Source organism: Janthinobacterium pasteuri (assembly GCF_051380775.1).
In the GTDB taxonomy this organism is placed as follows: Bacteria; Pseudomonadota; Gammaproteobacteria; order Burkholderiales; family Burkholderiaceae_D; genus Janthinobacterium.
Window position 1 is genome coordinate 19483 of sequence record NZ_JBNYXS010000039.1, and the last position, 12691, is coordinate 32173.

Annotated in this window: 11 protein-coding genes, 1 tRNA gene and 1 pseudogene; 7 read left to right on the top strand and 6 right to left on the bottom strand. The window is 62.3% G+C overall.

Annotation, left to right across the window (positions count from 1 at the left end):
• Window positions 1–57 precede the first annotated feature (57 nt).
• Both ACQ4WN_RS25250 and ACQ4WN_RS25255 read left to right on the top strand, forming a co-directional pair.
• On the top strand, window positions 58–471 hold the full coding sequence (locus ACQ4WN_RS25250) for a CopG family transcriptional regulator (RefSeq protein WP_034783786.1): 414 nt from the start codon (window positions 58–60) through the stop codon (window positions 469–471).
• 54 nt (window positions 472–525) lie between these two features.
• Window positions 526–1785 (top strand): extracellular catalytic domain type 1 short-chain-length polyhydroxyalkanoate depolymerase, encoded by a 1260-nt coding sequence (locus ACQ4WN_RS25255; RefSeq protein ID WP_436553985.1) that lies wholly within the window; start codon window positions 526–528, stop codon window positions 1783–1785.
• A 4-nt stretch (window positions 1786–1789) separates the two neighbouring features.
• Here the strand turns inward: ACQ4WN_RS25255 and ACQ4WN_RS25260 are convergent, their stop codons facing one another.
• From ACQ4WN_RS25260 to ACQ4WN_RS25270, 3 genes are all read right to left on the bottom strand, one after another.
• A complete protein-coding gene (locus ACQ4WN_RS25260; RefSeq protein ID WP_436553986.1) occupies window positions 1790–2941 on the bottom strand; it encodes a response regulator in 1152 nt (383 codons plus the stop codon).
• A gap of 31 nt (window positions 2942–2972) precedes the next feature.
• A complete protein-coding gene (locus tag ACQ4WN_RS25265) occupies window positions 2973–6020 on the bottom strand; it encodes a response regulator (RefSeq protein WP_436553987.1) in 3048 nt (1015 codons plus the stop codon).
• Window positions 6021–6113: 93 nt separating this feature from the next.
• The gene (locus ACQ4WN_RS25270; protein ID WP_436553988.1) at window positions 6114–6317 is read right to left on the bottom strand and encodes a cysteine-rich CWC family protein; all 204 of its coding nucleotides are present in this window, start codon (window positions 6315–6317) and stop codon (window positions 6114–6116) included.
• Window positions 6318–6548: 231 nt separating this feature from the next.
• Here ACQ4WN_RS25270 and argB point away from each other — a divergent pair, with 231 nt between their 5' ends.
• Window positions 6549–7442: an acetylglutamate kinase gene (argB, locus tag ACQ4WN_RS25275; protein WP_010393729.1), complete on the top strand. Its 894-nt coding sequence runs from the start codon at window positions 6549–6551 to the stop codon at window positions 7440–7442.
• Between the two features lie 65 nt (window positions 7443–7507).
• Window positions 7508–7582, top strand: a tRNA-Thr gene (locus ACQ4WN_RS25280).
• Window positions 7583–7725: 143 nt separating this feature from the next.
• Here ACQ4WN_RS25280 and ACQ4WN_RS25285 read toward each other — a convergent pair.
• Window positions 7726–8595, bottom strand: coding sequence for a TraB/GumN family protein (locus ACQ4WN_RS25285; protein ID WP_436553989.1), 870 nt, complete (start codon window positions 8593–8595; stop codon window positions 7726–7728).
• 90 nt (window positions 8596–8685) lie between these two features.
• Between ACQ4WN_RS25285 and ACQ4WN_RS25290 the strand changes: the two genes are divergently transcribed.
• The 3 genes from ACQ4WN_RS25290 (at window position 8686) to pabB (ending at window position 11970) form a co-directional block, all read left to right on the top strand.
• A complete protein-coding gene (locus tag ACQ4WN_RS25290) occupies window positions 8686–9420 on the top strand; it encodes a pyrimidine 5'-nucleotidase (protein WP_436553990.1) in 735 nt (244 codons plus the stop codon).
• A 102-nt stretch (window positions 9421–9522) separates the two neighbouring features.
• Window positions 9523–10098: a nucleoid occlusion factor SlmA gene (slmA, locus tag ACQ4WN_RS25295; protein WP_086144344.1), complete on the top strand. Its 576-nt coding sequence runs from the start codon at window positions 9523–9525 to the stop codon at window positions 10096–10098.
• A gap of 21 nt (window positions 10099–10119) precedes the next feature.
• On the top strand, window positions 10120–11970 hold the full coding sequence (pabB, locus tag ACQ4WN_RS25300) for an aminodeoxychorismate synthase component I (RefSeq protein WP_436553991.1): 1851 nt from the start codon (window positions 10120–10122) through the stop codon (window positions 11968–11970).
• 165 nt (window positions 11971–12135) lie between these two features.
• Here pabB and ACQ4WN_RS25305 read toward each other — a convergent pair whose 3' ends face one another.
• Both ACQ4WN_RS25305 and ACQ4WN_RS25310 read right to left on the bottom strand, forming a co-directional pair.
• Complete coding sequence (locus ACQ4WN_RS25305; RefSeq protein ID WP_436553992.1) at window positions 12136–12495, bottom strand: DUF1428 domain-containing protein; 360 nt, start codon at window positions 12493–12495, stop codon at window positions 12136–12138.
• Between the two features lie 89 nt (window positions 12496–12584).
• Window positions 12585–12691: pseudogene (locus tag ACQ4WN_RS25310) on the bottom strand (IS1595 family transposase); the annotation flags it as partial.

The following is a 12691-nucleotide window of genomic DNA, read 5'->3' on the forward strand; positions in this document are numbered from 1 at the left end:
CTATACTACCATCCATGCAGATGGCAATTGGATGCCACGTGGAGTTTTTGGAGAGATATGGCCAAGCAAGACAGCAAGCCCAAAATTGGGGAATCAGAAAAGATCACGATCAACCTCGGTTTGATCGACCTGGGGCAGATCGATCTGCTGGTCCAGGAGGGATTTTATTCCAACCGCACGGATCTGATCCGTACGGCCATACGCAACCAGCTGGGTATCCACGCCGACGTGGTGAAACAAACCGTCGCCCGTAAAAGCCTGGTATTGGGCATGCAGCATTACTCGCGCGCCGACCTGGAAGCGATCCAGGCAGCCGGCCAGCGCCTGCAGATACAGGTGCTGGGACTGGCCAGCATCGCCAGCGACGTCTCCGTGGAACTGGCACTGGCCACCATCGAGTCGATTTTCGTATTAGGTGCCCTGCATGCCAGCACTGTCGTGAAGACGGCGCTCGCAGGGCGAATTCACTAGCGTATTGGTTCGCGGCGATGACCCGGCCGATGCGCGGCACCGTTAAGGATGGTCATGAAACTACCTCTCAATATGTTGGCGCACATGCGCGCCGCAACCCGCAATCTGATGGGCCAAGGTCCCGCCGCCGCCACCGAAGCCATCCAGCAGGCGCTGTCTGCCGCTGGTCTGGCGCCGAAGGCAGCAGCCACGCAAGCGCCGCCACCGCAGCCGATGCGCGATATTAATCCACCACCTGCGCCACCACCGGCGCAGGCCCGGGCTGAGGCGCCGCAAGCTGACGCGGTGCCGCCCACGCCCGCGCAGGCGGCGCAGGATTTCGCACAGGATTTCATGGCGCGCCTGGGCGTGCCCGCCGGCCTGGTCCAGCACGGCTTCGACATGCCCAGCTTCGAACTGCCGAATTTTCACACCCCCGGTTTCAACGCCCCGGCCACCGCTCCTGCGGAAATACCCGCTGGCGCGCAGTTCATCGACGGCGTGTACCGCAACCATGCGGGCACGCGTTCGTACAAACTGTATATCCCCAGCAGCTATCACGGCCAGGCCATGCCGCTGATCGTGATGCTGCACGGCTGCACGCAAAATCCCGACGATTTCGCGGCCGGCACGCAGATGAATGCGCTGGCCGAAGAAAAGGAATGTTTTGTCGTCTATCCGGCGCAGACGCAGGGTGCCAACAGTTCGCGCTGCTGGAACTGGTTCAATGCCATCGACCAGCAGCGCGACCAGGGCGAACCGTCGCTGATCGCCGGCATCGCGCGGCAAGTCATCGACGACTACCCGGTGAATGAACGCGAAGTATTCGTCGCCGGCCTGTCGGCAGGTGGCGCCATGGCCGTCATTGTCGGCACCTTGTACCCGGATCTGTTTGCAGCCGTCGGCGTGCATTCGGGCCTGCCATTCGCCTCGGCGCAGGACTTGCCGTCGGCGCTGGCCGCCATGAAGGGCGGCGCCATGCCCAATGCCCAGCGCAAGGCGTCGGCGGGGGGAGTGCCCATTATCGTCTTCCATGGCGACCGCGACACCACCGTCAACCCGCGCAATGGCGATGAACTGATTGCCCAGGGCGTACGCAGCCAGGCGGGCGGCAACACTGCCAGGGCGGCTTCCACGGATGGCAGCGTACCGAATGGCCACCGCTACACGCGCACCACGCACAGCCAGGCCGATGGCTCGACGCTGGGCGAACACTGGGTCATCCACGGCGCAGGTCATGCCTGGTCCGGCGGCAGCGGCAGCGGCAGTTACACGGACGGAAAAGGGCCGGACGCCAGCCGGGAGATGCTGCGCTTCTTCAAGACCGTCAGCTAATCCTTCAGCTGATGTTTTCGGTGTATGGCGCGATCTGCCGCTGCTTGTCGGCGATCTCGCACACGCCATCGGCATAGCGGTTGGAGATGGCGATGAACTGGTCCTGGATCTCCAGGAAGGCGTCGACGATCTCGGCGTCGAAGTGCGAACCGCGCCCCTCGATGATGATCTGCACGGCCTGCGCATGGTCCATGCCCTGCTTGTAAATGCGCCGGCTGATCAGGGCGTCATAGACGTCGGCCAGCGCCATCAGGCGCGCCGAAATCGGGATGTCTTCGCCTGCGAGCCCTAGCGGGTAACCGCTGCCATCCCATTTTTCATGGTGGCTGTAGGCGATCTCTTTCGCGTACTTGAGGAAATCGACTTCGATGCCCAGCTCGTGTTCGGCCGCCAGGATGGCGTCGCGCCCCAATGTGGTGTGCGTCTTCATGATGGCCATTTCGTGTGGCTCGAAACGCCCCGGCTTGAGCAGGATATGGTCGGGGATGCCCACCTTGCCAATGTCATGCAGCGGCGCCGTCTTGAACAGCAGTTCGATATTCTTGTCCGTCAAAAAATCGCGGAAACGCGGCTGGCCGCGTACTTTCTCGGCCAGCGCCTTCAGATAATGCGAGGTGCGGCGGATATGGTTGCCCGTCTCGCTGTCGCGCGTCTCGGCCAGCGAGGCCATGGCGTGAATGGTGACGTCCTGCAGCGCCTTGACTTCCTGCACGCGGCGCTCCACTTCCGTTTCCAGGTACTGGTTCTGGTCGCGCAAGAAATCCTGCATCTGCTTCATCGCCAGCTGCGTCCTGATGCGCGCCAGCACGATGGGCGCCGAAATGGGCTTGGTGATGTAATCGACGGCGCCCAGGGCCAGGCCCAGCTGCTCGTCGGCCACCTCGCTCATGGCGGTCACAAAAATCACGGGTATGCCGGCCGTGGCGGGATCGGCCTTCAGAGCGCGGCACACATCGTAGCCGCTCATGCCCGGCATCATGATGTCGAGCAGGATCAGGTCGGGCTGGTCGCTGCCGGCGGCGATCTTCAGGGCGCGCTCGCCATTGACGGCGATCTTGGTCCGGTAATCGTCTTCCAGTACCGCGCGCAACAGGTCGATATTGTCTGGCGTGTCGTCGACTACCAGGATGGTTGGCTTGCTTGCCGGCGCTCTCATGCCCGTCCTTCGTTCTGCATAGTTATCCTTGTCACAGTGTCAGCTCCAGCGCATCGGCCACCTCGCCCAGCTGCGCCAGCGCACCTTCGAAATCGTATTGTCCCAGCATACGCTTCAACTGGCGCGCATGTTCCGCCTGCCCGGCCGCGACCAGCACGGGACCGATGCCGTCGAGATGCTTGACGGCCTGCGCGTCGTCCTGCTGCAGCAGTTGCGACAGTTCGCGCAAGCCCGTCTCCAGGTATGCCCGGTCCACCGGTGCCACCACGGCGTTGCCCGGCTCGGCCACATTGCTGCGCGACTGCATGGCCAGCACGATCTTCGGCACCAGTTCATCGAGCGCCTGGGTGCAGGCGGCCAGCGCCTGCGGCAAGCCGTCATGCGAGCCCAGGCTGAGCAGGTGCTCGACCCGCGCCGCGCTGTCGGCCAGGCCACCGGCGCCGATATTGCCGGCCAGGCCCTTCAGGGTATGCGCTTCGCGGATTGCCGTCTCGAGCTGATTGTTCTCGATGGCGGCGACGATGCGCTGCATGGCATCGAACTGGGTTTCCACAAAACGGTCCAGCAATTTTCGCATCAAAGTGGCATTGCCGCCCACGCGCCGCATGGCCTCCGCCATTTTCAGACCGGCGATCACGGGTAGTTCCGCTTCCGGCTGCGCCACCACCGCCGTCATTTCCTGCGGCGTGGCCGGCGCGATCCAGCGCGCCAGGGTACCGAACAGCTGCGCCACGTCGATCGGCTTGGCGATGAAATCGTTCATGCCGGCGTCCAGGCATTTTTCCTTGTCGCCGACCATGGCATTGGCCGTCATGGCGATCACGGGCAAATTCGAATAACGGGGATCCTGACGCAGCTTGCGGGTGGCCTGGTAGCCATCCATCACAGGCATCTGGCAATCCATCAGCACGCCGTCATAGGCGTTTTCCTCGATCTTCGCCAGCGCGATGGCACCATTGCTGGCGATATCGACACGGATGCCGGCATCGTTGAGAATATGCTGCGCCACTTCCTGGTTCACTTCATTATCCTCCACCAGCAGTAGCCAGGCACCGCGCAGGGCGCGTTCGTCTTCGCGGTAGCTGCTCTGGCGCTGCGTCTTGCGACTCTGCCCCGTGACGCCGCCAAACACGAACGATATCTGGTCGAGCAGGGTCGAGGCGCTGACCGGCTTGTTCAATACGCCGTCGAGCGGCAAGTCCCGCTGGCGCGCGGCCTCCAGCAGCGCTTCGCGATGGAAGGCCGTAACCATGATGCAGGCCGGTGTCGCATCGATGCCGGCGGCATCAGCACGGATGCCGGCCAGGGTATCGAGGCCGTTCATGCCCGGCATTTTCCAGTCCATCAGCACCAGGCCGTACGGGCGCCCCTCGGCGCGCGCCTGCGCCACGGCGCCGATGGCCAGCACGCCGCCAAACACGGCACGCGCTTCGAAGCCCAGCGCCGTCAGCATGCTGACGAAAATTTCACGCGCGCTGGGGTTGTCGTCAACCACCAGCACGCGCAGGCCCTGGAACTGCTGTTGATGCTGTAACTGCGGCAAGCTGTCGCGCGGCACGGCGGCCAGGCCGAAGCGGGCCGTGAAGAAAAAGGTACTGCCTACACCCGCTTCGCTGACCAGGTCAATCTCGCCCTCCATCATTTCCACCAGGCGCTTGCTGATGGTCAGTCCCAGGCCAGTGCCGCCATGGTGGCGCGTGGTCGACGTGTCGGCCTGGGTAAAGGCCTGGAACAACTTGCTGCGTTGGGGCGGCGTCAGGCCGATGCCCGTGTCGCGCACGTCGACGCGCAGCACCGCTGCGTGTTCTTCGATCTGCTGCAGGCGGATGGTGACAACGATCTCGCCCTTGTCCGTGAATTTGATGGCATTGTTGGTCAGGTTGATCAGCACCTGGCCGAGGCGCAGCGGATCGCCCTGCAATGCGTTCGGCACGTCGGGGCCGATGTCGAACAGCAGTTCGAGCCCCTTGTCCTGGGCCCGCATCACGGATAGGTCGGCGATCTGCGCCAGCACGTCCTCGAGGAAAAAATCGACTTTTTCAAAGGCCATCTTGCCCGCTTCGATCTTCGAGAAATCGAGGATGTCGTCGATGATGGCCAGCAGGTTCTTCGACGCCGACTCCACCTTCTCCAGGTAGTTGCGCTGAGTCGACGTAAGCTCGGTCTGCAGCGCCAGGTGGGTCATGCCGATGATGCCGTTCATCGGCGTGCGGATCTCGTGCGACATATTGGCCAGGAAGTCCGACTTCATCTTGGTCGCATCTTCTGCCACTTCGACGGCATGGCGCAGATCCTGCTCGACGGCCAGGTTGGTACTCATGTTTTTCAGCGCCTGCAGCAATTCACCCGTTTCATCGCGCGACGTCACTTCGATGACGGAACTGAAGTCGCCGTTGGCCACGCGCGTGGCGATCGCCACCGCCTCGCCCAGCGGACGCGTGATCGAACGCGCAGACCAGGCAAAAGCCAGGCCGATCAACAGGGCTGCCAGCCCGATGCCACCCATCAGGATCAGCGATGTATCGATGTCGTTGCGTATCCTGGCCGCGCTGTCGCGTATCTGTTGCTGCTGCAAGTCATCGAGCTGGCCCACATATAGCAGCACCTTTTCCAGCACCGGCAAGGTCTGCGTCTGCATGGCCTGCTCGGCGCGGGCATCCTCGCCGCGCTCGACCAGTTCGAACATCGCCTTGAGCGAAACATAGTAGTCGGCGCGTGCAAGGTGCATCTGCTCCAGCAGGCGCCGTTCCTCGGGCCGCGCATCGAGACCATCGAGGATGCGCACCTGCTCGTCGATGCCTTGCTTGATCGCTTCCAGGCGCGCCTGATTCTCCTGGCGCCGCGCCAGCTCGTGCTGGTTCGGCAGGTTGCCGATGCGCGTGGCCGCCTCGCGCGCCAGCCCATGGATCTTGCTGGTGGCCTTGGCGGCGACCCAGTCGCGCTGCAGGATATCGTCGGTCTCTGCGCGGATGGCATAGATGCGGCTGCCCGCCAGGACAATGACGACCAGCATCAGCACGATCAAAATGGCATAACCGGCATTGATGCGCACGCCGATGCGGATATCCCTGAAGCGCATGACTTTCCTGTCAGAAATTCTTGAAAATCGAAGTCTGAACGTATTCCCCTACGGAATGCAAGGTTTATTGCAAAGCAATTTATACAGAGGCGCTTATTTGGCCGACGTGATGGCTTTTACAGGGGGTGTCAGGGTCGCGATATGCGCTTGCAGGCATGCCGGGCACCAGCAGCCGATGGCGCGACTGCCTGGCACGGGCATGGCGGGCGGCACGGCCATGCACCAGCATGGTCCGCTGGCCTGCGGGTCAGTCTGGCCACACTGGAAAGTGGCGCCACACAGAGTGCATTCGCTCATGGCTGTGTCTGAATTGGCAAGTGTGTGTCATGCTGCATCGGGGTGCGATGCAGATGTAACTGGCAGTAAAAGGGCTGGCTGGGAGACATATCGGACCAGACTATAGGATCATCAGGGAAAATACAACAAGATCGCCCTATAATGCCTCCAAGATTTTCGTCTTCCCTGTAAAATCTCACCAATCTATTTTCCGGACTCGCCATGAATCAACTAGCTAACTTGAACCTGGACATGAATGACGACTTGACGGCGGTGTCGCCGCAAATCAAGGCGCAGATTCTGGCCGAGGCCCTTCCCTACATTCGCAATTTCCATGGCAAGACCATCGTCATCAAATACGGTGGCAATGCCATGACGGACGAACGCCTGAAGCACGGCTTCGCGCGCGACGTCATCCTGCTCAAGCTGGTCGGCATGAACCCGGTCGTGGTGCACGGCGGCGGACCGCAGATCGACAACGCGCTGAAAAAAATCGGCAAGCAAGGTACCTTCGTGCAAGGCATGCGCATCACCGATGAAGAAACCATGGAAGTGGTGGAGTGGGTGCTGGGCGGCGAAGTGCAGCAGGATATCGTCATGCTGATCAACCATTACGGCGGCCAGGCTGTCGGCCTGACGGGCAAGGATGGCGGCTTGATCCGCGCGCGCAAGATGCAGATGCCGGACCGCGAACATCCGGGCGAATTCCTCGACATCGGCTTTGTCGGCGAGATCGATGCGATCAACCCTGCCGTCGTCAAGGCACTGCAGGACGACGCCTTCATCCCCATCATCTCGCCGATCGGTTTCGGCCAGGATGGCCAGGCCTACAACATCAACGCCGACGTCGTGGCGGGCAAGATCGCGGAAATCCTGAAAGCGGAAAAGCTGATCATGATGACCAACATCGCCGGCGTCCAGGACAAGCAGGGCAACCTGGTGACCGACCTGTCCGCGCGTGAAATCGACGAGATGTTCGCCGATGGCACGATCTCGGGCGGCATGCTGCCAAAGATCTCCTCCGCGCTCGACGCCGCCAAGTCCGGCGTGAACACGGTACACATCATCGATGGCCGCATCGAACACTCATTATTGCTGGAAGTGTTGACCGAGCAGGCTTTTGGTACTATGATCCGTTCGCACTAAAAAAATCGCAATGCATCACAGCGAGTAGTTTGGCGGCGCAGATCACCTGGCGCCGCTTTTAATTTGCCCTTGTAGCTCAGTGGTAGAGCACTCCCTTGGTAAGGGAGAGGCCACGTGTTCGATCCACGTCAAGGGCACCATCGATTTATCCCCGTATCTGAAAAATGTCCATGGCTGCGTTGCCTCGCCTCGCCGACCATGCGTACTGTCTTCGGCTCGGCGCCTTGCCCTGAACACTTTTCCATCTGCTCTGCTGTCTTCCAGCCCGCATCTACTCCGCGTTTCAATACACCCGCTCGACCTTCAAGCCCTTTTGACGCAACAAATCCGGCACGCTTTTCGTTCCGACCAGGTGCAGCACGCCGATGGCGGCCAGGCTGTGCTTTTCGCGCGCCAGCAGTTTCGCGATGCCGTCGGCCAGGGCCGGGTTGCGGCCATCGAGCAGCACTTTTTGTACGAACTGCGCGGCGAACGACGGGTCTTGCGCGGCCTTTGCCGCCAGCTTGTCGAAGGCCACCGCATCGGCCGTGCGCCAGGCGTTGGCGATCTCGCGCGCTTCCTGGCTTTGTTCCTGGTCTTCGATCGACGCCACGCTGTCTTCCAGGAAGCGGCACTGGTCGAGGGGCGACATGGCGCCAAACAGCGCCATCTGGCCTTCCATCGATTCAAGTTCCACCACGGGGATCTTGCGCGCCCTGGCCTGCTGCGACAGATAATTATCGACCGCCAGGTCGGAGCGGTAGCCGAGCGTGGAAAATTCGCCGATGGCCAGCATGCTGGCCAGCATCCACGGCTTCATTGGCGCCACCGCTTCGGGCGCTATACCGTATTTTTGCAACAGCGGCGCCAGGCGAGGCGCCAGGGTCTGGCGGCAGTCAATCGCTACCTTGCTGCCAGGCGCCTCCATGCCGTATTTCAGCACGGCGCCCAGGGCGGCGCGCGGATCGGCGCCCGGATCAATCTCCAGCGCCAGCGCCCCGGCGCCTTCCAATGCCTGTGTCACGGTCGGCTCCAACGGATAAAAATCGGGTGCGCCAACGTGGATGGTGCCGAACACATACAGGGTGTGGCTGGCGTCCTGCACCTTGAACAGGGCGCCCCGGTTTTGCGCCACGGGCGGCGCTTCCGCCAAGGCCGCCTGCAACGGCAGCAAGAATAATCCGCAAAACATCACTATAATCTGGCGTCGCATGGTTTTCCTGATTGTTGAATTTTTCATCTTCTCTCGCTAGCAAAGACTCTCGTGCCTGTGTCCCATCTTAACCGCTCGTCGCCGGTGTGGCTGTTTGACCTCGACAACACGCTGCACAATGCTTCGCATGCCATTTTCCCCACCATCACGGCCAATATGAACACGTATATTGCCCGCGTACTGGGCGACGGCGTGACGCCGGCCGACGACGCGATCGTCAATGCGGCGCGCGCGGCCTACTGGCGCCGCTACGGCGCCACCTTGCTGGGCATGGTCAAGCACCATCAGGTGCAGGCAGCGCATTTTTTGCACGAGACGCATACCTTCGACGATTTGCGCGCCATGATACGCGCCGAGCGGGGACTGGGGGCTTTACTCAAACGCCTGCCTGGCCGTAAAATTTTACTCACCAACGCGCCGCTGCGCTATTCGAGCGACGTGATGCGCCACCTGGGCCTGCGCCAGCACTTTGCGCAGCATATCGCCATTGAGGCGATGCATGTGCACCGCCAGCTGCGACCCAAGCCATCGACCCTGATGCTGCGCAAACTGATGCGCAAGCACCAGATCCGCCCTGGCCGTTGCATCCTGGTGGAAGACACCCTCGCCAACCTGAAGGGTGCGAAAAAACTGGGCCTGCGCACGGCCTGGATCACGCAATACCTGAAAATGGCCGATCCGATCGGCGTGGCAAAGCTGCCCAGAGCGTTAAATCGCCCCGCTTACGTCGATGTCAAAGTAAAATCTGTCCGGCATTTGGCACGCCGCCTTCACCGTCTGCGTTGAAGGGGACTCCTGAGCTTCCGGTTGACGCCGGAAGCCGCACCGCTAGCGGCGGTGACGGACCTCCCCATCAAGGCAGCATTTTTTTTAACGACAAGAGAAAATATGGCAAGCACACCGCCGGGCCAACGCAGGCTACAAATTCTTCAGGCCCTCGCCGCAATGCTGGAGCAGCCGAAAGGCGAAAAGATCACCACTGCCGCACTGGCCGCCAGACTGGCCGTCTCGGAAGCGGCCCTGTACCGCCATTTCGCCAGCAAGGCGCAAATGTTCGAAGGACTGATCGAGTTCATCGAGTCGAGCGTCTTCGGCCTGATCAACCAGATCGCGGAAAAGCACAGCGACGGCATGACGCAGACGCGCGACATCGTCGGCATGCTGCTCAATTTCGCCATCAGCAATCCGGGCATGACGCGCGTGCTGATCGGCGATGCGCTGGTCAATGAAGACGAGCGCCTGCAAGTACGCATGAACCAGTTCTACGACCGCGTGGAACTGGCGCTCAAGCAGGCCTTGCGCGTGGCCGCCGCCGAAGGCCATGGCAAGGAAAGCGAAGTGGCGGCGCGCGCTACGCTGATCGTCAGCTTCGTTATCGGGCGCTGGCACCGCTACGCCAAGAGCGGCTTCAAGATCAATCCATCCCAGGAAGCGGCGCTGCAAATCGCCATGCTGCTGGGGTAAGTCACCGTTGCGGCTGTCCCCATGCATACCGACTGTTTCGCCCTGCTCGACGACGCCAGCACACCAGGCGCCGGTTCGCGCCTGTACACGGGCCTGGCGGCGGTCTTGCAGTGCACCGAGGGTGACGGGTGGCCAGCCCTGCTCGAAGGGCTGCAAGCGGCTTTAAAACGCGGCCAGTATGCCGTCAGCGTATGCAGCTACGAGCTGGGGGCGCACTTGCTGGCCATGCCGCCGCGCCCGGCCGGCATCGATGCGCCGCCGCTGGCGCAAGTGCTCGTCTTTGAACAATGTACTCCGCTGTCGCAGGACGAGGTGTTGCAGTGGCTGGCCGATCAGACGCCGGCGACGGCAACGCCGGCAGGCATCGCCGGCATCCGCGCGAATGTGGATCAGGCCGAATTCACGCGCGCGCTGCACCACATCCACGACTACATCGTGGCCGGCGACACCTACCAGGTCAACTACACGTATCGTTTGCGTTTCGACGCCTTTGGTTCGCCCGTGGCCCTGTATGCGCGGCTGCGCGCGCGCCAGCCCGTACCCTACGGCGCGCTGGTGATGCTGCCCGATGGCGGCGCCCTGCTGTCGCTGTCGCCGGAGCTGTTCGTACGCCATGCGCAAGGCGAGTTGACGGCGCGCCCCATGAAAGGCACGTCGCCGGCCGCCCCTGCGGATCAAGTGGCAGAAAACGCGCGCCGCGCCGCCGCCCTGGCCAATGATCCGAAGAACCGTGCGGAAAACCTGATGATCGTCGACCTGCTGCGCAACGACATCGGCCGCATCGCCGCCACGGGCTCCGTCAAGGTACCGGCCCTGTTCGAGGTGACGCGCTACAGCAGCGTGCTGCAAATGACCTCCACCGTACAAGCGCGCCTGCGCGGAGACGCCAGCCTGGCCGACATCTTCCAGGCCTTGTATCCATGCGGTTCGATCACGGGCGCGCCGAAACGGCGCACCATGGAAATCATCGCCGAACTGGAAGGGGCGCCGCGCGGCATCTACACGGGTGCCATCGGCTGGTTCGATCCGCCGGCCGCCGGCGCTGCCCACGCGGTGGGCGACTTCTGCATGTCCGTGCCGATCCGCACGCTGGCCCTGCAACCGGCTGGCCCTGGCGCTGGCAGTATACGGCGCGGCGAAATGGGCGTGGGTGCCGGCATCGTGCTCGACAGCGATCCGCAAGAGGAATTTGCGGAGTGCCAGCTCAAGGCCCGCTTCCTGACGGGGCTGAGCAACGACTTCGAACTGTTCGAGACCCTGCACGCCAGCCGCGCCGGTGGCTGCCGCCTGCAGGAACGCCACCTGGCACGCCTGGCCACCTCCTGCGCCTACTTCGGTTTTGCCTGGGATGCAGACGCTGCCCGCGCGGCGCTGCAGACGGCCTGCGCACAGCGGCCGGACGATGCGCCATTTCGCCTGCGCCTGGCGCTGCGCCAGGATGGCCAGTTTACGCTGCAAAGCGGCACGCTGACGCCTCTGCCAGCCACAGTCAATGTCATGCTGGCACCTGACGCCACGAGGGCGAACGACCTGTTCCTGCGCCACAAGAGCAGCGTGCGCGCACGCTACGACGCGGCCTGGCGCGCGGCCGAGGCGCAAGGCGGTTTCGACATGCTGTTCTTTAACGAGCGGGGTGAGCTGACGGAAGGCGGGCGCAGCAATGTTTTCATCCGACTCGACGGCCGCTGGCACACGCCGCCCCTGTCCTGCGGCCTGCTGCCCGGAGTGCAGCGCGCGGCCATGCTGGCCGATCCCGCCTGGAACGCGCAGGAAACCATCATCACGCGCGGCATGCTGGCGCAGGCCGAGGCGATTGTCGTGTGCAATGCGTTGCGCGGGGCGATGCCGGCACATATTATCGCTACCGCCTGAAACCGTTCAGGGCAAGGCGCAGTGCCGAAGGCAGTGCAAACTGCACGACGAGGCATTGCAACGCCGCCATGGACTCCTGAAACCGTTCAGGGCAAGGCGCATTGCCGAAGGCAGTGCAAACTGCACGGCGAGGCATTGCAACGCCGCCATGGACTGTTTCAGCCGCTAGATATCTACCTGCATTTCGTAGCCGCCGTATATCATCCGCTTGCCATCGAACGGCAGCTTGGCCGGGTCCATCATCTCGGCCAGGCGCGGGTCTTTCATGACCTTGTCGTTGATTTCATCGCGCCTGGCGCGCGATTCGAACACGATCCATGAAAACACCACCACTTCGCCATCCTGCAAGTCCACCGCCTGCGGGAACGAAGTCAGCTTTCCGGGTTTGACATCGTCGCCCACGCATTCGCGAAATTCCAGCGCGCCATATTCGCGCCAGACGGCGCCGCAGGCGCGCGACATGGCCAGGTAAGCATCGAGCTTGGCTTTCGGTACGGGCACCACAAATCCATCGACATACGCCATGATGTTCTCCTTGATGGTTGTTTTGACAAACACGAACAACCAGCTTAGGACAATGATGGCAAGGCAACAAGCACGGCATTAAAAAAAGGCTATGTCACCGTAAGGTGTGGGAACTCTCCCATGGTTGCCTTCAACAATGTTTCTGGGGAGCGGATGCGTCCGGCGTCGAGTATCCAGCGCCAACCCAGATAATTCG

What these genes read in the sequence shown, in the direction of transcription:
- ACQ4WN_RS25250 (WP_034783786.1), top strand. Translation starts at nt 58, where the DNA reads ATGGCCAAGCAAGACAGCAAGCCCAAAATTGGGGAATCAGAAAAGATC.
- ACQ4WN_RS25255 (WP_436553985.1), top strand. Translation starts at nt 526, where the DNA reads ATGAAACTACCTCTCAATATGTTGGCGCACATGCGCGCCGCAACCCGC.
- ACQ4WN_RS25260 (WP_436553986.1), bottom strand. Translation starts at nt 2,941, where the DNA reads ATGAGAGCGCCGGCAAGCAAGCCAACCATCCTGGTAGTCGACGACACG.
- ACQ4WN_RS25265 (WP_436553987.1), bottom strand. Translation starts at nt 6,020, where the DNA reads ATGCGCTTCAGGGATATCCGCATCGGCGTGCGCATCAATGCCGGTTAT.
- ACQ4WN_RS25270 (WP_436553988.1), bottom strand. Translation starts at nt 6,317, where the DNA reads ATGAGCGAATGCACTCTGTGTGGCGCCACTTTCCAGTGTGGCCAGACT.
- argB (WP_010393729.1), top strand. Translation starts at nt 6,549, where the DNA reads ATGAATGACGACTTGACGGCGGTGTCGCCGCAAATCAAGGCGCAGATT.
- slmA (WP_086144344.1), top strand. Translation starts at nt 9,523, where the DNA reads ATGGCAAGCACACCGCCGGGCCAACGCAGGCTACAAATTCTTCAGGCC.
- pabB (WP_436553991.1), top strand. Translation starts at nt 10,120, where the DNA reads ATGCATACCGACTGTTTCGCCCTGCTCGACGACGCCAGCACACCAGGC.
- ACQ4WN_RS25305 (WP_436553992.1), bottom strand. Translation starts at nt 12,495, where the DNA reads ATGGCGTATGTCGATGGATTTGTGGTGCCCGTACCGAAAGCCAAGCTC.